Genomic DNA, 22,396 nt, shown 5'->3' with positions numbered 1-22,396 from the left:
TAAGGTGCGACTACAGACGTAGTGAAGAGTGAGGGAGGCGAGGCATGCCGAACGCGGTGGTGATCGGCGCGGGCATCGGCGGGTTGACCGCCGGGATCGCGCTGCGCAGGCAGGGCTGGGACGTGACCGTGCTGGAGCGCGCGGAGCACCTGGAGAATGTCGGCTCGGGCCTGGCCATCGCGGTCAACGCGTTGCGCGCACTCGACACGCTGGACCTGGGCGACCGGATCCGCGAGCTGGCGAGGATGGAGGGGCAGGCCGGGCTATGCCGCCCCGACGGCCGGTGGCTGCTGCGCACCAGCGAGGACGCGGCGCGCGAGCGGTACGGCGACTCGATGGTCATCATGCTGCGGGCCAGGCTCGCCGAGGTTCTCGCCGACGCCCTGGGCGAGCGGCACCTGCGGCTGGGCACCACGGTCACCGGCGTCGACCCCGGCACCGGCATCGTCCGCACCGGTGCGGGCGACCTGCGGGCCGACCTGGTCGTGGCCGCCGACGGCATCCGCTCGGCGACCCGGAGCGCGCTCTTCCCCGAGCATCCGGGGCCGGTCTACTCGGGGGTGACGGCGTGGCGCGGGCTCGTCCCGAACCCCGGCCCTCCGGTGCGGAGCACCGAGACGTGGGGCAGGGGCCTCGTGTTCGGCGTCCACCAGCTGGCCGGCGACCTCGTCTACCTCTACGCCACCGACCTGTCGCCCGCCGGGGCCGGGCACGAGGATGAGCGTGAGGAGCTGCTGCGCAGGTTCGGCGGCTGGCACGAGCCGATACCCACGCTGCTGCGCGCGGCGGACCCCGCGCGGATCATCCGCAACGACGTCCACTACTTCGACCGGCCGCTGCCCGCCCTGCACCGGGGCCGGGTGGCGCTGCTCGGCGACGCGGCCCACCCGATGACGCCCAACCTGGGCCAGGGAGCCTGCCAGGCGATCGAGGACGCGGTCGTGCTCGCGCATGTGGCCGGGAGCGGCACGGCCGGGGGCGACCTCGCCGGCTACACGGCCGCCCGGCTGCGCCGCACCGCCACCGTCGTGCGCCGCAGCATGTCCTTGTGCCGGGCGACCAAGCTGCGCGCCCCCCTCGCCGTACGGCTTCGCGACGCGGGGATCACGCTGGCCGGGCGGCTCAGCTCGGATCTGATACTGCGGTCAATGGATGAGGTGCTGGGATGGAGTCCACCGACACCGGCTTCGAGTGGTCGGGGGCCAGCCGCCCGAGCGTGATCGTGCCGCCGATGGTCAGCGCCGCCGCCAGCAGGGCGGGGATCGCCGTGTCGGGGCTGGTCGGGAGCGGCTCACCGAGCAGGATGGCGCCGGCCAGCACCGAGGTGACGGGGTCGATCACCTGCACGCCGGCGTAGGCGATGCCGAAGTAGCCGACCGCGTAGGAGCGCTGCAGCAGCACCACGGCGGCGACCAGCAACACCGGCACGGCCAGGGTGAACCAGTGGAGCAGCCTGCCCCAGTCGCCCTGCATGCCCCCTCCGACCACGCGGACGAACGTGGACACGCTCGCGGTGACGGCCCCCGCCGCCACGGCCATCAGCAGCGCCCGGCCCGGACCGTGCACCCTGCCCGCGGCCAGTTGCGTGACGAGCACGATCACGCCGATCACCGCGATGAACGCGATCGCGGCGCCGCTGCTCAGCCGGGGCGTGACGTTGTGGGCGGGCACCAGCAGCATCAGCCAGAGCAGCCCGACGGCCACCGCGATGGAGCCGAAGATCTCCCCCTTGTACGGTCTGCGCCCGTACATCAGCGCGGCCAGCGGCACCGCGAACACCAGGGTGGCCACGCTGATCGGCTGCACGATGACCAGCGGCGCGAGGCTGAGCGCCACCGCGTGCAGGCAGGCGCCGGTGAATCCGATGATCCCGCCGATCCACCAGCGAGGGCGCCTCACCAGCTTGAGGGAGGCACCCTCCGCCACCGCTTCGTACTGCTGCAGCGCCGCGCCGAGCGCGTATCCGAGGGCACCGGCCAGGGCGATGAGCAACCCGGCCCAGCTCATGTGCGCTCGCGAAGGCGCCAGGATCCCGTCAAGAGCATTGCTCCAGCTTAGAACCCGAGGGGAGTGCTGGAATCACCCTTTAGGCCAATCCTTACCTGTTCGTCCCTAGCGATCGTCACGACTTTTCTGGACAGACGCAGAAAAGGTGGCCCTCGGGATCCCGCAGAACGATCCAGCCGACGCCCTGCTCGGTGACGCCCGGCTGGAACTCGGGCTTGGTGGCGCCCAGCGAAATGTACTCCTCGACCGCCCGCTCCACATCGGGGACCCGGAAGTCGAGGTGGAACTGCTTGTCCGGCCCCGGCCACTCCGCCGGCTTCCGGTCGGGGACCCGGCCGAAGTAGACGCTGGTGGTGCCGTCGCCCACCGCGGCGTACTCGTCCTCGGAGTACTGGATGTCCAGGCCCGTCACCTGGTGATAGAACTCGGCCAGTTTCTTGGGCTCCGCGCAGTCGAGGCTGACGGCCAGGAGCTTCGCCTTCGTTGTCATGGACTCATGCTCCCAGCCATACCTGCCATCCCCTGTCAGGTACTGGACGTCAGGTAGCAGAAGTCAGGCGCCGGAGGCCTTTCGCGCGCCCGAGGTGACCCGCTTGAGGATCCGGTCCCACTCGGTGCCGAAGGGGTTGTCCTGCACCAGGTAGGTCCATGTCGCGGTGGGCCGCCTGAGGTCGGGCTCGGGCTCCTCGAACGACTCCAGCGAACGGCGCTCGACCTCGCCCAGCAGCGACTTGTACTCGGCCACGGCCTCCCGGTGGAACTCGTCGATCGGGCTCATCCGGCCGAGTGCCCGCAGGTGGATGCCCTCGCGCAGGTCGGTGAGGAAGGCCAGGTGCTCGGTCCAGCACCGGTCGATCGCGTGCAGCACGATCTGCCTGGCCGTCTCCTCGCGAGTGTCGGCGGGCATCGACTCCCAGCGCTCGGGGTCGTTCTCGGCCAGGGCCCGGGCGGCCGAGTCGCCGTGCAGGACCTTGTCGCGCCACTCCAGGATGAGCTCGCGCTGGTGCTCCAGCAGCCGGGTGTAGCGCCAGGTGTTGCGGTGGATCTGCAGGTGCACGCCCTCGGCGATGCGCTGGGCGTGGCCCACCAGGTAGGCGCCGCGCCGGTGGCGCACCAGGCCGTCGGCGTCGGCCGCGGGCGGGCGTTCGTCGGAGACGAACTGCGTGATCAGGTCGTCCTGCATGCTGACGAAGAAGACCGAACCGCCCGGGTCGCCCTGCCGGCCGGCCCGGCCGCGCAACTGGTCGTCGAGGCGGCTGCTGGCGTGGCGGCCGGAGCCGATCACGTACAGGCCGCCCAGCTCGGCCACGCCCTCACCGAGGCGGATGTCGGTGCCGCGCCCGGCCATCTGGGTGGAGACGGTGATGGCGCCGCGCTCGCCCGCCCTGGCGATGATCGCGGCCTCCTCGGCGTCGTTCTTCGCGTTGAGCACGACCGGCTCCAGCCCGCGCCGCTGCAGCAGCATGGCGAGGTTCTCCGACTCGGCCACGTCGAGGGTGCCGATGAGGATGGGCCGGCCGGTGGCGTGGGCCTGCTGGATCTCCTCGACCAGCGCGGTGTCCTTCTCGGGGACGGCCGGGTAGATGCGGTCCGGCTCGTCCTTCCTGACGCACGGGCGGTTGGACGGGATCACCGCGACCTTCAGCCCGTAGAATTCGCCGAGCTGCTCGCTGACCGCGACCGCGGTGCCGGTCATGCCGGAGATCTGCGGGTAGCGGCGGATCAGGCCCTGCACGGTGATGGAGTCGAGGATCTCGCCCTTCTCGCTGGGCGCCAGCGTCTCCTTGGCCTCCACGGCCGCCTGCAGACCGTCGGGCCAGCGCTGCAGGAGCGCCACCCGGCCGCGGGAGGGGTTGATCAGCTGCACCTTGCCGTCGCGCACGATGTAGTCGACGTCGCGGGTGAGCAGCGCGTGGGCGTGCAGGGCCAGGTTGAGCTCGATCAGGGTGCCCGGCTCGTGCTCGTCGTAGAGCTCGACGCCGAGCAGGTTCTCGACGGTGGTGGCGCCCTTGGGGGTCAAGTAGACGTTGCGGGCCTGGTCGTCGACCTCGTAGTGATAGCCCCTGACCAGTTGCCGGGCCAGCACGGCCATCTCCGGCACCGCGCTGCCGGCGTCGGACGCCCCGGCCATCACCAGCGGCACCCGGGCCTCGTCCACCAGCACCGAGTCGGCCTCGTCGATCAGCGCCACCTCGGGCGCGGGCACGATCAGCTCGCCCGCGTCGGTGCGGAGCCGGTCGCGCAACACGTCGAAGCCGATCTCGCTGACGGGTCCGTAGGTGACGTCCTTCGCGTACGCCTCGCGCCGCTCGTCCGGCGTGGAGCTCTGGCCGATCCAGCCGACGGTGACCCCCATCGCCTGGTAGAACGGCGCCATCCACTCCGCGTCGCGCCTGGCCAGGTAGTCGTTGACGGACATCACGTGCACCCGCTTGCCCTGCAGGGCGTAGCCCGCCGCGGCCATCGCGCCGGACAGCGTCTTGCCCTCGCCGGTGGCCATCTCGGCGACCTTGCCGTCGAGCAGGGCGAGAGTCCCCAGCAACTGCACGTCGTACGGCCGCAGCCCGAGGGTGCGGTCGGCCGCCTCGCGCGCGATGGCGCAGAACTCGACCAGATCGTCCATTGACGGCTCGGGCAGCTCGTCCAGCTTCCCGATCCGGCCGGCCCGGTCACCGGCGGCCTTGACGACCTTCTTGTACGGGCTCAGGCTCACGCCTCCTGGACGGTCCAGGAGATTTCTGAGGATTCCGGAAATCGACGCCACAGTCCCTCCAACGCACACTTTGTCGGCACCGTTCCCCTTGTGCCCCTATGCATGAGGTCTGGACGGAGTCAGGAGCGGAGCGACGGTACGACATGCGTCGCCGTACCGGACCCTAACCCATGAGACGGCCCGCACCGTCACTCCGCTCCCCTACCGGGGCCGGCCGCTCACCCGTCGCCGGCCCTCGCGGTGAGCACCACCACGGCGGTGAGCAGCAGCGCGCACCCGCTCCAGGCGAGCGGCGTGAGCCGCTCGCCGAACAGCACCACGCCCAGCAGCGCGGCACCGGCCGCCTCGCCGAGCGAGATGATCGACACCGTGGTGGCGCTGAGCGCCGTCAGCGCGCGGAAGAACAGCCCGTAGGCGAGCGCGGTCGGCACCGCCCCGAGATAGAGCAGCAGCGCCACCGACGACACGCTGAACTCCGGCAGCACCCCGCCGGCCAGCGCGAACGGCGCCAGGCAGGCCGCCCCGACGAGGAACCCGCCCACGGCCGTGCCCTGCGGATCGTCCTGGTGACGCCGCGAGAACAGTGTCACCCCGGCGTAGCCGGCGGCGGACAGCAAGGCGAACGCGATCCCGCCGAGACCGCCGCCGCCTCCCAGCGCGGTCTCCCCGGTGAGGAGGGCCAGCCCGGCGAGCGCGGTCAGCAGGGCGGCCAGGCCGACGCGGCCGAGCCGCTCGCGGAGCAGGAACCGGCCGCCGAGGGCGGTGAAGACGGGCGTGGCGCCCATCGTCACCACGGTCGCGAGGGCCACGCCGGACTCGGCGATCGAGGCGAAGTAGGCGGTCTGGTAGACGGCCATGCCGACGCCCACGACGACGACCCGCGGGCTGAACCGGTCCAGCCGGCCGCCGGTGAGGCGGACCAGGGCGAGCAGGAAGGCGGCGCCGAGCAGGTAGCGCCAGAGGGAGACGCCGACGGGGCCGAGCCCGCCGGACTGGAAGAGCAGCGACCCGGCGGCGCCGCCGGTGCCCCAGGCGGTCGCGGCCACGGACACGTAGAGCGCGCCCCGCCGCGCGGAAACAGGGGTCATGACAGATCTCTCCGGATGGAGTGGTCGGAAGTGGGCCCGTCGTGCGGGCAGCAGCCACCCCCGGATCGGAGAGATCCGGAAATTTCAGGAGATGCCGCCCGCTACAGGGCGGGGGGCGGGGAGCAGATCAGAAATCGCGTCACGATCACACCCTAACGGCCTGTCCCAAACGGCCTGTCCCAGACGGCCTGTCCCAGACGGCCTGTCCCTGACGGTCGTCACGGTTTGCGTGCGACGCCGCCCAGCAGGAGCTCCTCCCAGGTGGCCAGCGGGCCGGGCAGCCGGTCGTCGGGCCGCCATTCGGGGAAGTGGACCAGCCCGGGCTCGACCATCACCAGGCCGTCGAAGTAGCGGGCGATCGCCTCACGGGAGCGGAAGTGGCTGGCGCCCATGGTCGCCTGCAGCATCGCCTCCAGCGCCTGGGCCTTCGGGTTGACCGAGACGAGCATGTTGGAGGCCGCCAGGTAGCTCCCGGGCGGCAACGCGTCCATGTAGCTCCTGACCAGGCCGTGCGGATCATCGCTGTCGGGCAACAGGTGCAGCAGCCCGATCGCCATGAGGGCGACCGGCCGGCGCAGGTCGATGAGCCGGGTCAGCTCGAGGTTGTCCAGAACGGCGTCGACGTCGCGGGCGTCCTCGGTGATCGCGACGGCGTTGGGATTGCCGCCGAGGATCGCCCGCGCCTGCGGCTCCACCATCGGGTCGAGATCGACGTAGACGACCCGCACCGAGGGGTCGGCGAACTGGGCCACCTCGTGGGAGTTCTCCACGGTGGGCAGACCCGCGCCCAGGTCGACGATCTGCCTGATCCCGGCCTCGCGGACGAAGAAGTCGACCACCCGGCCGATGAAGGCGCGGTTGCACCAGACCAGGTCGACCACCTCGGGCACGGCCTCCTTCAGCCGCCGGGCGACCGACCGGTCCACGGCGAAGTTGCCGGTGCCTCCCAGCAACGCGTCGTGCACGCGGGCGACGCTCGGCGCGGTGACGTCCACGCCCGCGGGCGCCCACTCGCTTTCGAAGTCGAGACTCACCTGGCCCCCTCCATCCGTGACGCGGATCGTACCCACAGGCAGGGCCTCATGTCTGCGGCTGGCGAACGGCCACGACGGTGGGCTCGGCGTCACGCCGTGGAGTGGCCAGCCGCTTGAGGAACGGCGCGACCGGCCGCTCGACGAAGCGGTGGACCGCGTAGGCCGCCGCGCACATCAGCACGATCAGCCCGTACAGCAGGACATGCCGGTTGAGCTGGTCGCCGATCCGGTCGAACAGGATGAACCCGATATGCGCGTGCAGCAGGTACAGCGGGTACGTCAGCGCACCCGCGGTGACCAGCCACGGCCGGGCCAGCGGCCGCGTCACCCGGAGCGCGATCAGCGTCATGACCAGGAAGATGACCACGACTAGGGCGACGATGATCGCGTGGTCGTACTCGACCGAGTAACGCCGCCCGACCGCGTCCGCGTAGCCGATGGCCCGGTAGACGGCGTTGCCCAGGCAGAGCGGCACCAGCAGCGCGATCTGCCAGGTCGGCCCGAACCGGTACAGCATGAACAGGGCCATCCCGGCGATGAAGTAGTGCGCGAACTCCGACTGCACCACCAGGTCGGCGATCCCGGGCACGATCCCCAGCTCGACGGCGATCGTCACCGCGAGCCACCCCCACAGCGCCGCAGTCACCCGCGCCCTGGTCATCCCGATCCAGGTGAAGACGAGGATGAGCAGGTAGAACCGCATCTCGGCCCAGAGGGTCCAGTAGACGACGTCCACGTTCGGCACGTCGGCCACGGCCTGGAACATCGTGAGGTTCGCCAGCACCGAGCCGGGCGAGATCGTGTAGAGCCCGGCTCCCAGCGTGACCGTCACCAGCGCGGTCACCGCGATGCCCACCCAGTACGCGGGGTAGAGGCGCACCGCCCTGGACACCACGAACTGGCGCGGGCCGCGACCCCAGGCGCTCATCAGCACCACGAACCCGCTGATCATGAAGAACAGGTCCACCCCGAGGTAGCCGTACCGCGACCAGGCGCTCTCGGCGGGGAAGGAGACGCGGCTGGCACCGCCCGCCCAGCCGGAGAACGTGTAGTGGAAGAACACCACGCACAGCGCGGCGAGTAACCGGAGTCCGTCGATCTCATAGAGCCGGTCTGTCCTGTTTCGCATGGAGACGCGCCCCCTCTGGTGGAAGGGGAGCATCTCCTAGAGCGCTTGATGTTCCACTGACATCCGGTAGACAGCGCCTGTCACGGCCAAGTCACGGCCAAGCCGGGTCACCCATGGCGCGCACCGGCGGGTCGAGCACGCCCAGGCGTTCGAGCAGGGTGAGGAAGGTGGCGGCGTACGGCGAGTCGGCCGTCACGGCGGCCACCCGCGCCCAGTCGACCTGCTCGCGCAGCGCCCGCACCTGCGGCAGCAGCCCGCCGTAGTCGCAGGCGTGCTCGGACAGCGGCAACATCCAGGAGATGACCAGGTCGGTGGCCTGCAGCACGGGTACGATCACCGCCGACGCCGTCATCGGCTCGGCCCGGTCGAGCAGCTCGTCGGTGATCGGCCGGTCGGACACCCGGAAGATCAGATCCACCAGCCGTCCCTCGTCGAACGCCTTCACCAGCCAGTCCTCCGGGGGCTTGGCGGTCTCGAAGCCCAGCCCGCGCAGCGCCTCGAGGGCGGCGGGCACGTCATGCTCGGTGAGGACGAAGTCGACGTCGTGCAGCGAGGGCGCCGCTCCCCTGGCGTAGGCCGCGCAGCCGCCGGCCAGCGCGAACTTCACCTCGGCGTCCTTCAGCCCCGAACTCGCGCGCTTGAGCGTGTCGAGGATCGCGTCGGTGACCGCATGACTGTGGCTGCCCATGAGACCGGGCTACCCCTACGATCGCAGGCTAGACGTCTTCGGGCCCCCCGGTGAGAGCCGGTAACCGTCCGGCGCGGGGGCAGCGCGTGGCCTGATTGAATCCCGCGAGCCGAAGGAGAGCCGCGTGCCCCTCCGGGAAGGACGTTCCTCAACGGAAAGGAATGTTAAAGGCCCGGCCCTCGGGGCAGAAGCGGGCTCATGGCTACTCTGCTATGGATCATCGCTGTCATCCTCGTCATCTCCGGCATCTACGTCATCCTGGCCCGGCGCGACCTGCTCTGGGGGATCGTCCTCATCGTCATCGGTTTCCTGGTCGGCCCCGGCGGTGTCAGCATCTTCAATGTCTAGGGGCGCAGGCCGCCCCGTCCGCCTGTCCACTGGGCCGGCACCCCATTCCGGCCCAGTGGCACCTCTAGATTTGCCGAAATGTCACTCCTTCCGGTCCTCGTGCTTATGCCACCGGGCATGAGCACGAGGTGACGTCCCATCTTCCGTCCGGCGGGCGCCACGAGCCGGAGTCGGTGGCCGCCCGCCCGGATTAACCGCCGTCGAGGCAGTAGACGGCGTAGGCCCGGCCGAGCACGGGCAGCGCGACGTTGCGCACCCTGATCCCGCCGGGGGTGAGGCCCTTCTCACTGCCCTTGTGCGCGTGCCCGTGGAGGATCAGCTCCGCGCCGGCGGTGTCGACGGCCTCGGCCAAAAGGTAGCTGCCGAGGAAGGGGTAGATCTCCAGCGGCTCCCCTTCGAGGGTCTCCTTGACGGGGGAATAGTGCGACAGCACCACACGCCGGTCCACCTGCATCTCCTTGAGCGCGAGCCGCCACGCGTCGGCGATCTGCCGGGTGTGCCCGACGAAGTTCTTGATCTCGCGCTCGCCGAACTCGCTCGCGCACTTGCCGGCGAACCCGCCGCCGAAGCCCTTGCCGCCGACCACGCCCAGCTTCGAGTCGCCGCACTGGATCACGACGCCGTCGTTGTTGAGCACGATCACCCCGGCGTCACGGAGCACCGAGGCGATCTCGTGCTGCATGTCGGAGTGGTAGTCGTGGTTGCCGAGCACGGTGACGGCGGGCACCGGCAGGTCGCGCAGTTCGTCGGCCACGACCCGGCCCTCCTCCAGGGTGCCGTGCCGGGTCAGGTCACCCGCGAGCATCAGCACGTCGGCACGCTCCTCGATGCCCTTGAGCCGCTCCCGGTAGGTGCCCCGGTCGTCCTCGCCCAGATGGATGTCGCCCGCGGCCGCGATGCGCAGATCAGTCAAGATGCTCATCCTCTCCCGGCTCGCCGTAGTCGACGATCCTGATCTCGTTGTGCACCCTCAGGTCGGGCGCGGCCTCGCGGGCCACCGCCCCAAGCCGTTCGCGCTGCTCGGCACCGCTCACCTTGCCGTGCAGGAACATCTGGTCGCCCCTGACGTCGACGTGGATGCCGAGCTCGTGCGTGCGCGCGTCCTCGGCCAGCGCCTGCTGGACCCGGGCCGCGACGTACTGCGGTGCTTCCATCGCTCTCCCCTTTCCAGTCGCCGCATGCCCGGGGATGTACGACTCAAACGGCTCAAACGGCGCACACCACGGCGATGACCGCCTGCTCCACGGGGCCGTACGTGGCCGGTCACCCGAAGCCGGCGTCGGCCCCCGACTCGGGCAGGGCGGGAGCGATCGCTCGCCGGGAGGCCCGCAGCGCCCCGGCGACCCGCCACGTTAGGCGGCAAACGGTCCGGGCAGTTGGCCCACATGTCTGAGAAGAGCGACATACCCGATAAAAGCAACGTCCCAGAAAAGAGCACTTGGGAAAAGCGTGAGCATTGGGAAGTGCGGTCGAACTCCGGCAGGCCCATGGTGCCCGCGACGCCACGCGACGTCGTGCACATCAGAGTGGGGTCGTTCGTCCTCATCTTCTCCTTCGCGTTCGGCGTGCTCGGCCTCATCGCCAAGGCTCCCCTGCTGACCGTCATCGCGATCGTGGCCGCCGTGGTGACGATCGTCGACATCGTGCTCGCCATACGACGCCAGAAGGACCGCAACGTGGGAGAGGCAGGCTGAGAAGGCATGCGACCGCAGCAGGAAGAATCACGACGTACGGACGGCCTCCGCGACAAGGTGGTCGTGGTCACCGGGGCGAGCGGCGGTGTCGGGCGGGCCGTGGTACGCCGGCTCGGCGAGAAGGGCGCCAAGGTGGCGCTGATCGCCCGGGGCACGACCGGGCTCGGCGCGGCCGCGGTCGACGTGGGCGCGGCGGGCGGCACCGGCCAGGTCTACGAGGCGGACGTCGCCGACTACGAGCAGCTGCGCAAGGCGGCCGAGCGCGTCGAGGCCGAGATGGGCCCCATCGACGTGTGGATCAACGTCGCCTTCTCCTCGGTCTTCGCCAGGTTCACCGACATCTCGCCCGAGGAGTACGAGCGGACCACCGCCGTCACCTACCTCGGCTACGTCTGGGGCACCCGGGTGGCCCTGGACCTGATGCGCCCGCGCGGCAGGGGCGCGATCGTGCAGACCGGGTCGGCCCTGTCGCAACGCGGCATCCCCCTGCAGTCGGCCTACTGCGGCGCCAAGCACGCGGTCAAGGGCTTCACCGAGTCGGTGCGCACCGAGCTGCTGGCCGAACGGAGCGGGATCCACATCACCCTGGTCCAGTTGCCCGCGGTCAACACCCCGCAGTTCGACTGGGTGCTGAACAAACTGCGCCGCCACCCCCAGCCGGTGCCTCCCATCTACCAGCCGGAGGTCGCGGCCGACGGCATCGTCCACGCGGCCGAGCACCCCGAGCGCAAGGAGTACTGGGTCGGCATCACCACGGCCGCCACCCTGCTCGCCCAGCGCGTCGCCCCCGCGCTGCTGGACCGCTACCTGGCGCGCACCGGCGTGGACGCGCAGCAGACGACTGAGCAGCCCCGCACCGGCGTGGCCAACCTCTGGCAGCCGGCGGACGAGTCGGCGGACTACGGCGCCCACGGCGGCTTCGACCACCGCTCCCACGGCCGCAGTCCGCAGCTCTGGCTCTCCCAGCACCGCCGCCCCGTCCTCCTCACGCTCGCCGCCGGTGCGCTGGCGGGCGCCCTCACCGCCCTGCGCCGCGCCCGCTAGTCCCGAGCGGCACCCAGACGGGGCCGGTTGAGCGACCAGAAGGAGGCTCCATGCCTGAACGTGATCTTCAGTATCTGGCCGACCTGGCCGCCCAGCTGCGGGTGGACTCCGTGCGCAGCTCCGCGGCGGCCGGCTCCGGTCATCCGACGTCGTCCATGTCGGCGGCCGACCTGATGGCCGTGCTGTTCGCCTGCCACTACCACTACGACTTCGCCCGGCCCGAGGACCCCGGTAACGACCACCTGATCTTCTCCAAAGGGCACGCCTCTCCCCTGCTCTACTCGCTGTTCAAGGCCGCGGGCGCCGTCACCGACGAGGAGCTGCTGTCCTTCAGGAAGCGGGGCAGCCCGCTGGAGGGTCACCCGACCCCGCGGCTGCCCTGGGTGGACGTGGCCACCGGCTCGCTGGGGCAGGGCCTTCCGATCGGCGTGGGCATCGCGCTGGCCGGGCGGCTGGAGCGGCTGCCGTACCGGGTGTGGGTGCTGTGCGGCGACGGCGAGCTGGCCGAGGGGTCGATCTGGGAGGCCGCCGAGCACGCCGGCCACGCGGGCCTGGCCAACCTGACCCTGATCGTGGACGTCAACCGGCTGGGACAGCGCGGGCCGACCCGGCACGGCTGGGACACCGGCGCGTACGCCCGCAGGTTCGGCGCGTTCGGGTGGCACACGATCGAGATCGACGGACACGACCCCGGCCAGATCGACTTCGCGCTGGGCGACGCCCGCAACACGCGCAGGCGGCCGACCGTCATCCTGGCCAAGACGCGCAAGGGCGAGGGCGTCATGGAGGTGGAGAACCGCGAGGGCGCGCACGGCAAGGCGCTCAAGGACCCTGAAACCGCCATCGGCGAGCTGGGCGGTCCGCGCGAGATGACCGTCGAGGTGCACCGGCCGGAGCCGGGGACCGAGGCGTACCGGTTCGGAGGAGGGCCGCTCACCCTGCCGGAGTACGCGGTCGGCGAGCGGGTCGCGATCAGGACCGGTTACGGCGAGGCGCTGGCGGCCTTGGGCGCGGCCCGCGGCGAGGTGGTGGCGCTGGACGGGGAGGTGGCCGACTCCACCAGGACGCAGGAGTTCGCCACCAGGTTCCCCGAGCGGTTCTTCGAGATGTACATCGCCGAGCAGCAGCTCGTCGCCGCGGCGGTCGGCCTGCAGGTGCGGGGCTGGATCCCGTACGCGGCCACGTTCGCGGCGTTCCTGACCAGGGCGTACGACTTCATCAGGATGGCCGCGGCGAGCCGCGCGTCGATCAGGCTGGTCGGCTCGCACGCCGGGGTGTCGATCGGCGAGGACGGGCCGTCGCAGATGGGGCTGGAGGACCTGGCCATGATGCGCGCGATCCACGGCAGCACGGTGCTCTACCCGTCAGACGCCAACCAGGCGGCGGCCCTGACCGCCGCGATGGCCGACCTCGACGGGGTGTCCTACCTGAGGACGACCCGCGGGGAGACACCGGTGATCTACCCGCCGGGCGAGCGCTTCCCCGTGGGCGGCTCCCGGGTGCTGCGGCACTCGCCCGACGACCGGGCCACGATCGTGACCGCGGGCGTGACCGTGCACGAGGCGCTCGCGGCGGCCGACGAGCTGGCCGGGCAGGGCGTCTCGGTCGGCGTGGTCGACCTCTACTCGATCAAGCCCGTCGACGCGGCCGCGCTGGCCGAGGCGGCGACCACCACGGGCAACCTCATCACGGTGGAGGACCACCGGCCGGAGGGCGGGCTCGGAGACGCGGTGCTCGACGCCGTCAGCGAGCTCGGGCCGAGGGTGGTGAAACTGGCCGTGCGGGACCTGCCCGGATCCGCGACCCCCGAGCAGCAGTTGGCGGACGCCGGCATTGACCGCCACGCGATCGCCGAGGCGGTCAAGCGGTTGCTCTGACTTCCTCCCCCCTCTGACTTCCTCCCCCGCTCAAAAACTCCTCCGTCAAAGGATTCCTCCCCGGCCCGAGGGCCGGGGCATCCTCCACAGGGTTGTCGGGAACGGGCGCGGGGTTGTCGGGAACAGGGCCCGAAGGCCGGGGCATCCTCCACAGGGTTGTCGGGAACGGGCGCGGGGTTGTCGGGAACAGGGCCCGAAGGCCGGGGCATCCTCCACGGGGTTGTTGGGAACGGACGCGGGGTTGTCGGACAAGGCACGCGGTTGTCGGACACGTGCACGTGTCGTCGGCAACGGGCGGGGTCAGCCGCGGGCTTTGGCGGCGGCCCGCCGGTTGGCCTTCTTGATGGCCTCGACGAGCTCCGGCTTGGTCATCTTCGACCGGCCGGGGATGTCGAGCCTGATCGCCACCTGCCGCAGGTGCTCCTTGGTGGCGTTGGCGTCGACGCCCTCGGCCGTCATGCCGGAACGGCCGGCGGCGCGCTGGTCCGACGGGCCCTTCCTCGGCTTCGGCTCCCAGTGGTCACCCACCTTCTCGAAGGTGTGCTTCAGGGCGGCGAAGGCCGTCATATGGGCGCGGCGGCCCTCGCCGTACGTCTCGACGGCGGAGTCGTGCGCCTTCATCCAGGTGTCCTGCGCCTTCTTCGGCGAACGACGGATGGTCGACGGCAACTCCTGGCGGGCTGGCATGACGGTGCACCTCCTACGGTGGCGCTTTCTACGGTGGCGGTTCCCACAGCGGTGGTCCTACAGCCGTGGTATCTACAGCCGTGGTATCTACAGCGGCGGTTCGTCGTAGCGGCGGCGCTCCTCGTACACCGTGGTGCGCCGCGTCTCGGGCTCGTCGACGAGGTCGCGGCGGACCACGGGCTCGTTGATGGGGCCGACGGCTCTGCGGGTGACGCTGATCCGGTAAAGGCCGAACAACAGTCCGACCAGGCCGCCGATCATGAGAATGACCCCGACGACGTTGATGTCGAGACCCGCGAGATCGAACTCCACGGCCCAGGTGAGGATCGCGCCGAGCATGATGAGGATGATGCTTCCGGCGATGGTCATGATTACCTCCTTGACAGAAGGAACCTCTTTCCTCATGGCAAAAAACAAACCAGTAGTGGTGGTCGGGTTGATGGGCGCGGGCAAGACGACGGCGGGTCGCCTGATCAGCGCCGCGCTCGGCCGGCCACTGAGCGACAGCGATCCCTTCCTCCGGGCCCGTTACGGCGCCAGCGCGGCGCAGATCGCCGCCACCGAAGGGGCGGGCGTGCTGCACGAGCGTGAGGCCGAGCACGTGCTGGCGGAGCTCCATGGCGAGCCGAAAGTGATCATCGCCGCGGCCGGCTCCATCGAGGATCCGCGGGTCCGCGCGGCTCTGCGCGGGAGTTTGGTGGTGTGGCTGGACGCGCCCGACTCGGTGCTGGCCGAGCGGATGCGCACCGGCGACCACCGGCCGGACTTCGCCCCGGCGACCGTGCGGGCGCGGCGCGAGCCGTTCTTCCGCGAGGTGGCCGACATGACCTTCGACGTCAGCGTGGTGAAGCCGGAGGAGATCGCGGCGGCGGTGTCGGCCGAAATGGGATTGCCCGCGGCTGACCACGGCTGATAGCCAGGGGGGATGTTCGCTGAGAAACCCACTCTCGCGGGTGAGCGCGTGACGCTCACCCCAGTCGGCCCCGAGCACGCCGAGGGCCTGTACGAGCTGGTCACCGACCCGGAGGTGCGGCGGCTGACCGGCTCGCACGCGGAGTTCGACCGGGACACGGCACGGCAGTGGTACCTGACGAGGGGCGAGCGTCCCGAGCGCCTCGACCTGGCGATCACGGCTGGAGACGCGTACGTGGGCGAGATCGTGCTCAACGAGCTCGACGCCGCCAACCTGGCGTGCAATCTGCGCATCGCGCTGCTCGGCTCCCGGGTGTTCGGCAGGGGCTACGGCACCGAGGCCATCACGCTGGTGCTCGACCACGCCTTCACGACGACGCCGCTGCACCGGATCAGCCTGGACGTCCACGCCTTCAACGACCGGGCCAGGCACGTCTACAAGAAGGTGGGGTTCGTCGAGGAGGGTGTGCGCCGCGACGCGCTGCTGTGGGACGGCGAGTGGCACGACTCGGTGGCCATGTCCATGCTGCGGACCGAGTGGCTGCCAAGATCGGAAAGCCTGGCATAATGATCATGACGCACGGGTCCTCCGAGGCGCGCGGGGGACCTGTGACGTTCTTCCCCCACCTCCCCCACGCGGGAGTCCTTCCCCTACCCAGAGGTCGAGGCCAACCAATCACCGGTTTCGCGCATCTAAGCACCAGTGACGATGCGCTTGGTGCCGGGTGACCCGGAGAGCCTCGGCGGCTACTGGCTGGCGGGACGGCTCGGTGCGGGTGGGCGGGGCGTCGTCTACGACGCCTACGACGACGAGGGTCGCCGGTTCGCGGTCAAGGTGCCCCGGGGTGAGGTCACCGAGCAGCTGGGCGACGCCGTCTGGCGGGTGACGCCACACCACCTGGCCAGGGTGGTCGCCGTGGGGGTCGACCGGTCGGTCCCCTACATCGTGAGCGAGTTCGCCGAGGGGCCCGACCTGCGGCAGGCGGTGGCCGTCCACGGCCCCTACGCCGGCGAGGAGCTGGACGCGCTGGCCGACGCGCTCGCGACGGCGCTGCGCACGCTGCACGCGGTCGGCATCGCCCACCGCGACCTGCGGCCCGAGAACGTGCTGCTCTCCCCCAGCGGACCCACCCTGATCGACCTCGGCGTGGCGGCCACCGGCTCGGTCGGCACCCGCACCTACCTGGCGCCGGAGGTCGTCACCGGGCGGCGGCCGGGGCCGGCGGCCGACGTGTTCGCCTGGGGCGCGGTGCTGCTGTTCGCCGCCACCGGGCGCGACCCGTTCCGTGGCGAGAGCCCGGGCGGGGTCATGCACCGGCTGCTGGCCGTGGACCCCGAGCTCGACGAGCTGCCCGCCCGGTTGCGCGAGCTGGTCGGCCGGGCCCTGGCCAAGGAGCCCGCCGACCGTCCGGCCGCCGCCGGGCTGCTGGTCGGCGCCACGGCCGGCCTGGGCCCTCCCGACGGCCTGGCCGGGCCGCGCTCGCTCGGCTCCGTGGCGGAGGAGGTCTACGCGTCGCTGACGCCAGGTCAGCGGGAGGAGGCGCCGGGACTGCTGCTTCGGCTGCTCGACGGCGACGCCGTGGCGGGCGACGAGCACGGCGTGCTCGCCCGCCTCACCGACGCGGGCCTGCTCGTGCGGCAGAGCGTGCGGGTCGCGCCCGCCCAGACCGCCGTGGGCAAGCTCGTGGCCGTGAGCGGCGACCGGGTCATCCCGGCCAGCGCCGCGCTCGTCCACGCCTGGCCCCGGCTGCGCGCGTGGGCGAGCGCCCGGGCCGGTGAGCCGGGCACGACCGGCGACCGGGCCGGGCAGGCGGCCTCCGTGGAGGGGCCCGCGATCGGCGTCCGTGCCGCCGTGGCCCCCGAACCCGCCCTGACCTCGGCGTACGCCGCCCACCGCGCCAGGACGGCCGACCTGCGCCGGTTGGCCGGGCTGCTGACCGGGCTGCTGGCCAGGCTGCTGACCGGGCAGGCCGTCATCGGCGGCGCGCGGGCCGCGGCGGCCCGCGCCTACACGGCGTCGCTGCTGAGAGGCAGGTCGGCGGGCGGGCCACGAGCCGGGAGCTGACCCGTGCGGCGACCGCGCCCCGGCTGGACCACCACGCGCGGGCCGGGCGGCCGCATCCAGGCCGAGCGCGACGCCGACGCCGGCTGGACCATCGGGCCGGGCCCACCTCAGGCGCATCGCGGAACGATTTCTGCCGCGATTCCCTCTACGGTGTGGGCATGGATCCCCTCATCAGCCGCCGGGCGCTCAACCGAGCCACCCTGGACAGGCAGTTGCTGCTGCGCCGCGCCGACCGGTCCGTGCTCGACGTGGTCGAACACCTCGGCGGCCTGCAGGCGCAGACGCCGCACACCTGATACACCGGGCTGTGGAACCGGATCGAGGGCTTCCGGGCATCCGACGCCTCCGGCCTGCTGTCCTCGCGCGAGCTCGTCCGCATCGCGTTGCAGCGCTCGACCATCCATCTGGTGAGCGCGCGACTGCCTGTCGATGCGGCCGCTGGTGCAGGTGGTGACGGAGCGGATGACCTTGGAACTGGTGCGGTTCCGGGACGAGGACGGTCGGACTTACTACGATTTGCCGGACGCTCCACGGCCTTCTGAGGAAATTTCCGCGCCTGTCCGATTGATGTACGACTTCGACAACCTTTTCCTGTCACATGCGGATAGGTCGAGAGTGATCACCGAGGCCGGGGTCGCCGCCATGAGCGGGTTCATGAGACGTCGCCGTCTCCCACGGCCCCTCCGCCACATGACGCCACCCGGGGCCGCTGGCGCGGGCACGCCTGGCGGGCCGCCGGAGGGCGCCTGCCCGGCGACGATATGGTGACATCGAGGATTGATCGCGGGATTGATCACCACATCCACCGCGCTGACGCCGTGGTCGCCGCCGTCCCGGTCCGGGCCTTGCCGCGCGGGTGAGGGCGCCGGAAGCGTGTGACACGGGTCGCGCGTCTCGAGAAAGCGGGCACGACTCGATGACCGACCTGGTGACCTTCGGTGAGACCATGGCGCTGTTCGCCGCCCGCCGTACTGGTCCGCTGCGTTTCGCCCGTGACTTCGACCTGGGCCTCGGCGGCGCCGAGTCGAACGTCGCGATCGGCGTCGCCCGCCTCGGCCACAGCACCGCCTGGACCGGCCGCGTCGGCGCCGACGAGTTCGGCGACCTGATCCGGGCCACGCTCATGGGCGAGGGCGTGCTGACCCGCGCGATCGCCGATCCCGAAGCGCCCACCGGGCTGATGATCAAGGGCCGGCGCACCGCCGACCTGATCGATGTCCGCTACTACCGCAAGGACAGCGCCGGCTCCCGCCTCTCCCCCGGCGACCTCGACCCCGATCTCATCAGGTCCGCCCGGGTGCTGCACGTCTCGGCGATCACGCCCGCCCTGTCGGCCTCGGCCCGTGATGCGGTACGGCACGCCATCGGCGAGGCGCGGGCCGCCGGGGTGCCCGTCTCGCTCGACATCAACTACCGCAGGAGGCTGTGGTCGCCGGCCGAGGCCGGCGCGTGGTTGCGTGAGACGGTCGGCGACGTGGACGTGCTGTTCGCGACCGAGGCCGAGGGCCGCCTGATCGCCGACGCCGGCGAGGCCGCCGACCTGGCCAAGGCGCTGGCCTCGCTGGGGCCGCGGCACGTGCTCGTCAAGTTCGGCGCCAGGGGCGCGCTGGAGCTGTCCGACGGCGAGATCCGGCGCGCGGAGCCGTACCAGGTGACCGAGGTCGACCCGGTGGGGGCCGGAGACGCGTTCGCGGCCGGCTGGCTGGCCGACTGGCTGGCCGGCGCATCGCCCGAGCGGCGCCTGCGGACGGCCTGCGCCGCCGGGGCGTTCGCCGTCACCTCGCAGGGCGACTGGGAAAGTCTGCCCCACCGGGCGGACCTCGAGCTCCTGCGAAGCCCCGCCGACGGCGTGAGCAGATGACCCGCCGACGACCCTCGCCAGCGCCGGCACGAACCTCCGGACGAGCCGCCTAGGTGACGGGGGTCACGTCGATGTGGCAGACCCGGTCCACCGCGAAGGCGATCGTGGTGTGGGGGCCGCCGCCCGGCGGGGTGACCCGGAGGGCCGCCGGTTCGCCGCAGTCGGACTCGACGACCGTCCAGTGCAGGACGGCGCGGGCGGTGCCGCCTGGTTCCAGGGTGACCACGGGCGACGGCCCGCCGGCCTCGGTCACCCGCTGGGGCAGGGCGGCGCCGAACGAGGAGAGCAGGACGAGCTCCGGACGGCCGCTGAGGGTGCAGGCGATCGCGGACCGGTTGGTGAACTCCAGCGGCGCGTAGCGGTTGCCCGCGCCGGAGTCCACCCGGCCCAGGTCCACCCGGAGCCGGGCCGCGGAGCACTGCCCGGCTGCCGCGGGCTCGTACCCCGGCACGGGCTCGTGCGCGAACGCCGGGGCGGCGCCGCCTGCCAGCAGGAGCCCGCCCACGATCCCGGCGATCCGAAGACTTCTCATCAGGAGTGGTTATGCCCTGGCAGGCGGTTTTTTTCACGTTCGCGGCGATATTGCCGGAAGGCGGCCGTGGAACGCGGCAGGTCAGGCGAGCGTGACCGTGACCGGAAGCTCCTTGATGCCGTTGACGAAGTTGGACCGGACCCGCCTGATGTCCCCCGCGAACCGGATGTCGGCCAGCCGGGGCAGCAGCTCCTCGAACATGATCCGGATCTCCAGCCGGGCGAGCGCGTTGCCCAGGCAGAAGTGCGGGCTGCCCTTGCCGAACGTGAGGTGGTCGTTGTCCGGCCGGGTCACGTCGAAGCTGTAGGGCGAGTCGAAGACCCTCTCGTCGCGGTTGCCGGAGGCGAACCACATGACGACCTTGTCCCCCTCGGCGATCTTGCGGTCGTGCAACTCCACGTCGCGCGTCGCCGTACGGCGGAAGTGGTAGACCGGGGAGGCCCACCGTAGGAACTCCTCGACCGCGACCGGCATCAGGCCGGGGTCGGACCGCAGCTTGTCCGCCTGCTCGGGGTGCTCGATCAGCGCGCGCATCGTGTGGGTGATGGCGTGCCGGGTGGTCTCGTTGCCGGCCACGACGAGCAGCAGGAAGTAGTTGTCGAAGTCGGTCGCTGAGAGCGGGACGCCGTCGGCCGTGGGCTCGTTGACCAGCTTGCTCACCAGGTCGGTGCCGTCGCCGCCGCGCCGCCGGCGGGCCAGGTCGCGGCCGTACTCGAAGACCTCCAGCGAGGCGGGGCTGCGGAAGGGCAGGTCGCGGTACTTCTCGCTCTCCTCGCTGTGGATCAGCACGTCGGCGTACTCGGGGTCGGTGTTGCCGATGATCCGGTTGCCCCAGTCGATGAGCTGTTGCGTGTCGCCCTCGGGCACGTCGAGCATCTTGGCCAGCACGTTGATGGGGAAGTCGGCCGAGACCTCCTTCACGAAGTCGAACGTGCCCTTGGCCAGGGCCGCGTCCAGGGTGCGCGCGGTCAGGCCGCGCAGGAAGACCTCGTAGCCCGCGACGGCCCTGGCGGTGAACTGGCGCTGCATGATGCGGCGCAGCACGCCGTGGCGCGGGCCGTCCGTCTCCAGCAGCGATCGCCTGATGGTGGCCTGCCGCTCGTCGACCTCCTCGAGGTTGACGAACTTCGAGGAGGTGAAGGTCTCGGCGTCGCGGTCGACCCGCACGATGTCCTCGTGTCTGGTCACCGACCAGAATCCGCTGCCGTGCTCCTCCTCCTGCCAGTTGACGGGCGCCTCCGAGCGGAGCACGTCGAACATGCGCCACGGGGTCTCGCCGTCAAGGAACTTGTCGTTGTCCGCCAGGTCGACGTCTTCCAGGCGCATGGGGTCCCTCCGAGGATGTGCGTGAACTACAGGTGGTAGGCGTACTCGCGGAACTCCCAGTCGGTGACGAACTGGGAGAACCGTTCGACTTCGTTGCGCTTGTAGGCGAGGAAGCTGCTGACGAACTCCTTGCCGAGCACCTCGCCGAGCGCGGCGTCGTCGTCGAGCGCGTCGAGCGCGACCGGCAGCGACATGGGAAGCAGGGGCGACCTGGACGTGTCGTAGCCGTAGCCCTCCAGCGGCGCCGGCGGGTCGATCCGGTCCCTGACGCCCAGGTAGACGGCGGCGAGCAGGCCCGCGATGCCGATGTAGGGGTTGGCCGTGGCGTCGCCGAGCCGCAGCTCCATGCGGCTGCCCGCGCCGCGCTCCGGCGGTACGCGGAGCATCGCGCTGCGGTTGTCGAGCCCCCAGTCGATCAGCCAGGGGGCCAGCGTGTCGGGACCGAACCGTTTGTAGGAGTTGATGGTGGGGTTGAGCAGCGCGGCGAGGGCGGGCGCGTGCGCGAGGACGCCGCCGATGGCGTGCCGCGCGGTCTCGGACAGCCCGTACGCCCCGTCGGGGTCGTCGAAGACGTTGCGGCCGTCGGCGTCGTCGCACGAGAGGTGCACGTGGAACCCGGAGCCGCCCTCGTCGTTGAACGGCTTGGCCATGAAGGTGGCCATCAGCCCGTCCTGGCGGGCCAGCTCCTTGATCGCCGACTTGAAGCGGAAGGCCCGGTCGGCGGCGTTCACGGCCTCGGAGTGGTGCAGATTGATCTCGAACTGCCCGCCGGAGAACTCGTGGTTGCCCATGGTGGCGCCGATGTCCATCTGGCGCAGCATCCGCAGGGCGCGGAGCACGTGGGACCCCCGGTCGCCCTTGGTGCCCGCCACGTAGACGTTGCCCGGCGCGTCGTCGTAACGGCGCCAGCCGCCCGCCCCGTCGGGTTCGAGCAGGAAGTACTCCAGCTCCGGGCCGACCAGGGCGGTCAGCCCCAGCTCGCCCAGCCGGGCGGCGGCGGCGCGCATCACCTCGCGCGGGGACTCAGGGAAGGGCTCGCCACTGACCGGGTCGAACGCGTCACCCAGGCAGCTCGCCACGCCCGGCTCCCACGGCAGCGGCACCAGCGTGGACAGGTCGGGCCTGATGGCGACGTCGGGCAGCCCCCTGTCGAGGCCGCCGGGCACCGGGACGACGTCGCCCTGCGGCGAGGTGTAGTAGACCGCCTGGCAGAAGGCGATCCCGCTCTCCACCACGTCGGCCAGCCGCTCGACGAGCACATCCTTGCCCCGCTCGGTTCCGATGAGATCGGAGTAGCCGATGCGGACTATGTCGATGCCCTGCTCGGACAGGCGCTGGACGGCTCGTTCCGTGCTCAAGAGGGCTCCCTCGGGACGGGCACGCCGAAACGG

The 22,396-nt window shown here is 71.3% G+C and carries 26 protein-coding genes; 12 read left to right on the top strand and 14 right to left on the bottom strand.

The window, feature by feature from the left end:
* Positions 1 to 44: 44 nt before the first annotated feature.
* Complete coding sequence (locus AB0C16_RS17955; protein ID WP_357684121.1) at positions 45 to 1,220, top strand: FAD-dependent monooxygenase; 1,176 nt, start codon at positions 45 to 47, stop codon at positions 1,218 to 1,220.
* Here AB0C16_RS17955 and AB0C16_RS17950 read toward each other — a convergent pair.
* The 7 genes from AB0C16_RS17950 to AB0C16_RS17920 all read right to left on the bottom strand — a co-directional run bounded on the left by AB0C16_RS17950 (position 1,123) and on the right by AB0C16_RS17920 (position 8,659).
* Positions 1,123 to 2,007 (bottom strand): DMT family transporter, encoded by an 885-nt coding sequence (locus AB0C16_RS17950; RefSeq protein WP_357684120.1) that lies wholly within the window; start codon positions 2,005 to 2,007, stop codon positions 1,123 to 1,125. The two genes, AB0C16_RS17955 and AB0C16_RS17950, sit on opposite strands and share 98 nt — an antisense overlap.
* A 115-nt stretch (positions 2,008 to 2,122) precedes the next feature.
* Complete coding sequence (locus tag AB0C16_RS17945; RefSeq protein ID WP_357684118.1) at positions 2,123 to 2,497, bottom strand: VOC family protein; 375 nt, start codon at positions 2,495 to 2,497, stop codon at positions 2,123 to 2,125.
* Between the two features lie 63 nt (positions 2,498 to 2,560).
* Entirely contained in the window at positions 2,561 to 4,720 is a 2,160-nt protein-coding gene (gene secA2 / locus AB0C16_RS17940; RefSeq protein ID WP_357684116.1) for an accessory Sec system translocase SecA2, read from the bottom strand.
* Positions 4,721 to 4,938: 218 nt separating this feature from the next.
* A complete protein-coding gene (locus AB0C16_RS17935) occupies positions 4,939 to 5,808 on the bottom strand; it encodes a DMT family transporter (RefSeq protein ID WP_357684114.1) in 870 nt (289 codons plus the stop codon).
* A 218-nt stretch (positions 5,809 to 6,026) separates the two neighbouring features.
* Positions 6,027 to 6,842 (bottom strand): SAM-dependent methyltransferase, encoded by an 816-nt coding sequence (locus AB0C16_RS17930; protein ID WP_357684112.1) that lies wholly within the window; start codon positions 6,840 to 6,842, stop codon positions 6,027 to 6,029.
* A 46-nt stretch (positions 6,843 to 6,888) separates the two neighbouring features.
* Complete coding sequence (locus AB0C16_RS17925) at positions 6,889 to 7,971, bottom strand: acyltransferase (protein ID WP_357684110.1); 1,083 nt, start codon at positions 7,969 to 7,971, stop codon at positions 6,889 to 6,891.
* Between the two features lie 91 nt (positions 7,972 to 8,062).
* Entirely contained in the window at positions 8,063 to 8,659 is a 597-nt protein-coding gene (locus AB0C16_RS17920; protein ID WP_357684108.1) for a nucleotidyltransferase, read from the bottom strand.
* A gap of 198 nt (positions 8,660 to 8,857) precedes the next feature.
* On the opposite strand from AB0C16_RS17920, the gene AB0C16_RS17915 reads away from it, so the two are divergent.
* Positions 8,858 to 9,007 (top strand): GPGG-motif small membrane protein, encoded by a 150-nt coding sequence (locus AB0C16_RS17915; RefSeq protein ID WP_181308348.1) that lies wholly within the window; start codon positions 8,858 to 8,860, stop codon positions 9,005 to 9,007.
* Positions 9,008 to 9,197: 190 nt separating this feature from the next.
* Here AB0C16_RS17915 and AB0C16_RS17910 read toward each other — a convergent pair whose 3' ends face one another.
* Both AB0C16_RS17910 and AB0C16_RS17905 read right to left on the bottom strand, forming a co-directional pair.
* Positions 9,198 to 9,920 carry a metallophosphoesterase gene (locus tag AB0C16_RS17910; RefSeq protein ID WP_357684106.1) on the bottom strand — a complete coding sequence of 241 codons (723 nt, stop codon included), beginning with the start codon at positions 9,918 to 9,920 and terminating at the stop codon, positions 9,198 to 9,200.
* Complete coding sequence (locus tag AB0C16_RS17905) at positions 9,913 to 10,161, bottom strand: BON domain-containing protein (protein WP_357684104.1); 249 nt, start codon at positions 10,159 to 10,161, stop codon at positions 9,913 to 9,915. The genes AB0C16_RS17910 and AB0C16_RS17905 overlap by 8 nt, the downstream gene beginning before the upstream one ends.
* Positions 10,162 to 10,470: 309 nt before the next feature.
* On the opposite strand from AB0C16_RS17905, the gene AB0C16_RS17900 reads away from it, so the two are divergent.
* The 3 genes from AB0C16_RS17900 to AB0C16_RS17890 are packed head-to-tail and all read left to right on the top strand — an operon-like array spanning position 10,471 to position 13,622.
* Positions 10,471 to 10,701, top strand: a complete 231-nt coding sequence (locus AB0C16_RS17900) for a hypothetical protein (protein ID WP_357684102.1) — start codon at positions 10,471 to 10,473, stop codon at positions 10,699 to 10,701.
* A gap of 6 nt (positions 10,702 to 10,707) precedes the next feature.
* Positions 10,708 to 11,745 carry an SDR family oxidoreductase gene (locus AB0C16_RS17895; protein WP_357684100.1) on the top strand — a complete coding sequence of 346 codons (1,038 nt, stop codon included), beginning with the start codon at positions 10,708 to 10,710 and terminating at the stop codon, positions 11,743 to 11,745.
* A 50-nt stretch (positions 11,746 to 11,795) separates the two neighbouring features.
* Positions 11,796 to 13,622, top strand: a complete 1,827-nt coding sequence (locus tag AB0C16_RS17890; protein ID WP_357684098.1) for a transketolase — start codon at positions 11,796 to 11,798, stop codon at positions 13,620 to 13,622.
* Positions 13,623 to 13,922: 300 nt separating this feature from the next.
* Here AB0C16_RS17890 and AB0C16_RS17885 read toward each other — a convergent pair whose 3' ends face one another.
* Entirely contained in the window at positions 13,923 to 14,309 is a 387-nt protein-coding gene (locus AB0C16_RS17885; RefSeq protein WP_357684096.1) for a ChaB family protein, read from the bottom strand.
* Between the two features lie 87 nt (positions 14,310 to 14,396).
* A complete protein-coding gene (locus tag AB0C16_RS17880) occupies positions 14,397 to 14,678 on the bottom strand; it encodes a hypothetical protein (RefSeq protein ID WP_357684094.1) in 282 nt (93 codons plus the stop codon).
* Between the two features lie 34 nt (positions 14,679 to 14,712).
* On the opposite strand from AB0C16_RS17880, the gene AB0C16_RS17875 reads away from it, so the two are divergent.
* The 7 genes from AB0C16_RS17875 to AB0C16_RS17845 all read left to right on the top strand — a co-directional run bounded on the left by AB0C16_RS17875 (position 14,713) and on the right by AB0C16_RS17845 (position 19,147).
* Positions 14,713 to 15,222: a shikimate kinase gene (locus AB0C16_RS17875; RefSeq protein WP_357684092.1), complete on the top strand. Its 510-nt coding sequence runs from the start codon at positions 14,713 to 14,715 to the stop codon at positions 15,220 to 15,222.
* Between the two features lie 48 nt (positions 15,223 to 15,270).
* Positions 15,271 to 15,789, top strand: a complete 519-nt coding sequence (locus tag AB0C16_RS17870; protein WP_357684090.1) for a GNAT family protein — start codon at positions 15,271 to 15,273, stop codon at positions 15,787 to 15,789.
* A 141-nt stretch (positions 15,790 to 15,930) separates the two neighbouring features.
* Positions 15,931 to 17,286 (top strand): serine/threonine-protein kinase, encoded by a 1,356-nt coding sequence (locus AB0C16_RS17865; protein ID WP_357684170.1) that lies wholly within the window; start codon positions 15,931 to 15,933, stop codon positions 17,284 to 17,286.
* 158 nt (positions 17,287 to 17,444) lie between these two features.
* Positions 17,445 to 17,582, top strand: coding sequence for a hypothetical protein (locus AB0C16_RS17860; protein WP_357684088.1), 138 nt, complete (start codon positions 17,445 to 17,447; stop codon positions 17,580 to 17,582).
* 9 nt (positions 17,583 to 17,591) lie between these two features.
* Entirely contained in the window at positions 17,592 to 17,828 is a 237-nt protein-coding gene (locus tag AB0C16_RS17855; protein WP_357684168.1) for a hypothetical protein, read from the top strand.
* A complete protein-coding gene (locus AB0C16_RS17850; protein WP_357684086.1) occupies positions 17,716 to 18,054 on the top strand; it encodes a crosslink repair DNA glycosylase YcaQ family protein in 339 nt (112 codons plus the stop codon). The genes AB0C16_RS17855 and AB0C16_RS17850 overlap by 113 nt, the downstream gene beginning before the upstream one ends.
* Before the next feature lie 148 nt (positions 18,055 to 18,202).
* On the top strand, positions 18,203 to 19,147 hold the full coding sequence (locus tag AB0C16_RS17845; RefSeq protein ID WP_357684085.1) for a sugar kinase: 945 nt from the start codon (positions 18,203 to 18,205) through the stop codon (positions 19,145 to 19,147).
* Between the two features lie 49 nt (positions 19,148 to 19,196).
* Here the strand turns inward: AB0C16_RS17845 and AB0C16_RS17840 are convergent, their stop codons facing one another.
* From AB0C16_RS17840 to AB0C16_RS17830, 3 genes are all read right to left on the bottom strand, one after another.
* Complete coding sequence (locus tag AB0C16_RS17840) at positions 19,197 to 19,679, bottom strand: DUF4232 domain-containing protein (protein ID WP_357684083.1); 483 nt, start codon at positions 19,677 to 19,679, stop codon at positions 19,197 to 19,199.
* Positions 19,680 to 19,760: 81 nt separating this feature from the next.
* Positions 19,761 to 21,005 (bottom strand): cytochrome P450, encoded by a 1,245-nt coding sequence (locus tag AB0C16_RS17835; RefSeq protein ID WP_357684081.1) that lies wholly within the window; start codon positions 21,003 to 21,005, stop codon positions 19,761 to 19,763.
* Between the two features lie 26 nt (positions 21,006 to 21,031).
* Positions 21,032 to 22,363, bottom strand: a complete 1,332-nt coding sequence (locus AB0C16_RS17830; protein ID WP_357684079.1) for a glutamine synthetase family protein — start codon at positions 22,361 to 22,363, stop codon at positions 21,032 to 21,034.
* Positions 22,364 to 22,396 lie beyond the last annotated feature (33 nt).

Source organism: Nonomuraea sp. NPDC048916 (genome assembly GCF_040649575.1).
Classification (GTDB): Bacteria; Actinomycetota; Actinomycetes; order Streptosporangiales; family Streptosporangiaceae; genus Nonomuraea.
This window is presented reverse-complemented; position numbering and strand designations above follow the sequence as displayed.

Coding starts and splice junctions, on each gene's coding strand:
- AB0C16_RS17890 (WP_357684098.1), top strand. CDS start 11,796: ATGCCTGAACGTGATCTTCAGTATCTGGCCGACCTGGCCGCCCAGCTG.
- AB0C16_RS17950 (WP_357684120.1), bottom strand. CDS start 2,007: ATGAGCTGGGCCGGGTTGCTCATCGCCCTGGCCGGTGCCCTCGGATAC.
- AB0C16_RS17935 (WP_357684114.1), bottom strand. CDS start 5,808: ATGACCCCTGTTTCCGCGCGGCGGGGCGCGCTCTACGTGTCCGTGGCC.
- AB0C16_RS17895 (WP_357684100.1), top strand. CDS start 10,708: ATGCGACCGCAGCAGGAAGAATCACGACGTACGGACGGCCTCCGCGAC.
- AB0C16_RS17840 (WP_357684083.1), bottom strand. CDS start 19,679: ATGAGAAGTCTTCGGATCGCCGGGATCGTGGGCGGGCTCCTGCTGGCA.
- AB0C16_RS17955 (WP_357684121.1), top strand. CDS start 45: ATGCCGAACGCGGTGGTGATCGGCGCGGGCATCGGCGGGTTGACCGCC.
- AB0C16_RS17905 (WP_357684104.1), bottom strand. CDS start 10,161: ATGGAAGCACCGCAGTACGTCGCGGCCCGGGTCCAGCAGGCGCTGGCC.
- AB0C16_RS17845 (WP_357684085.1), top strand. CDS start 18,203: ATGACCGACCTGGTGACCTTCGGTGAGACCATGGCGCTGTTCGCCGCC.
- AB0C16_RS17885 (WP_357684096.1), bottom strand. CDS start 14,309: ATGCCAGCCCGCCAGGAGTTGCCGTCGACCATCCGTCGTTCGCCGAAG.
- AB0C16_RS17875 (WP_357684092.1), top strand. CDS start 14,713: ATGGCAAAAAACAAACCAGTAGTGGTGGTCGGGTTGATGGGCGCGGGC.
- AB0C16_RS17850 (WP_357684086.1), top strand. CDS start 17,716: ATGCGGCCGCTGGTGCAGGTGGTGACGGAGCGGATGACCTTGGAACTG.
- AB0C16_RS17835 (WP_357684081.1), bottom strand. CDS start 21,005: ATGCGCCTGGAAGACGTCGACCTGGCGGACAACGACAAGTTCCTTGAC.
- AB0C16_RS17860 (WP_357684088.1), top strand. CDS start 17,445: ATGGATCCCCTCATCAGCCGCCGGGCGCTCAACCGAGCCACCCTGGAC.
- AB0C16_RS17920 (WP_357684108.1), bottom strand. CDS start 8,659: ATGGGCAGCCACAGTCATGCGGTCACCGACGCGATCCTCGACACGCTC.
- AB0C16_RS17915 (WP_181308348.1), top strand. CDS start 8,858: ATGGCTACTCTGCTATGGATCATCGCTGTCATCCTCGTCATCTCCGGC.
- AB0C16_RS17925 (WP_357684110.1), bottom strand. CDS start 7,971: ATGCGAAACAGGACAGACCGGCTCTATGAGATCGACGGACTCCGGTTA.
- AB0C16_RS17880 (WP_357684094.1), bottom strand. CDS start 14,678: ATGACCATCGCCGGAAGCATCATCCTCATCATGCTCGGCGCGATCCTC.
- AB0C16_RS17945 (WP_357684118.1), bottom strand. CDS start 2,497: ATGACAACGAAGGCGAAGCTCCTGGCCGTCAGCCTCGACTGCGCGGAG.
- AB0C16_RS17865 (WP_357684170.1), top strand. CDS start 15,931: ATGCGCTTGGTGCCGGGTGACCCGGAGAGCCTCGGCGGCTACTGGCTG.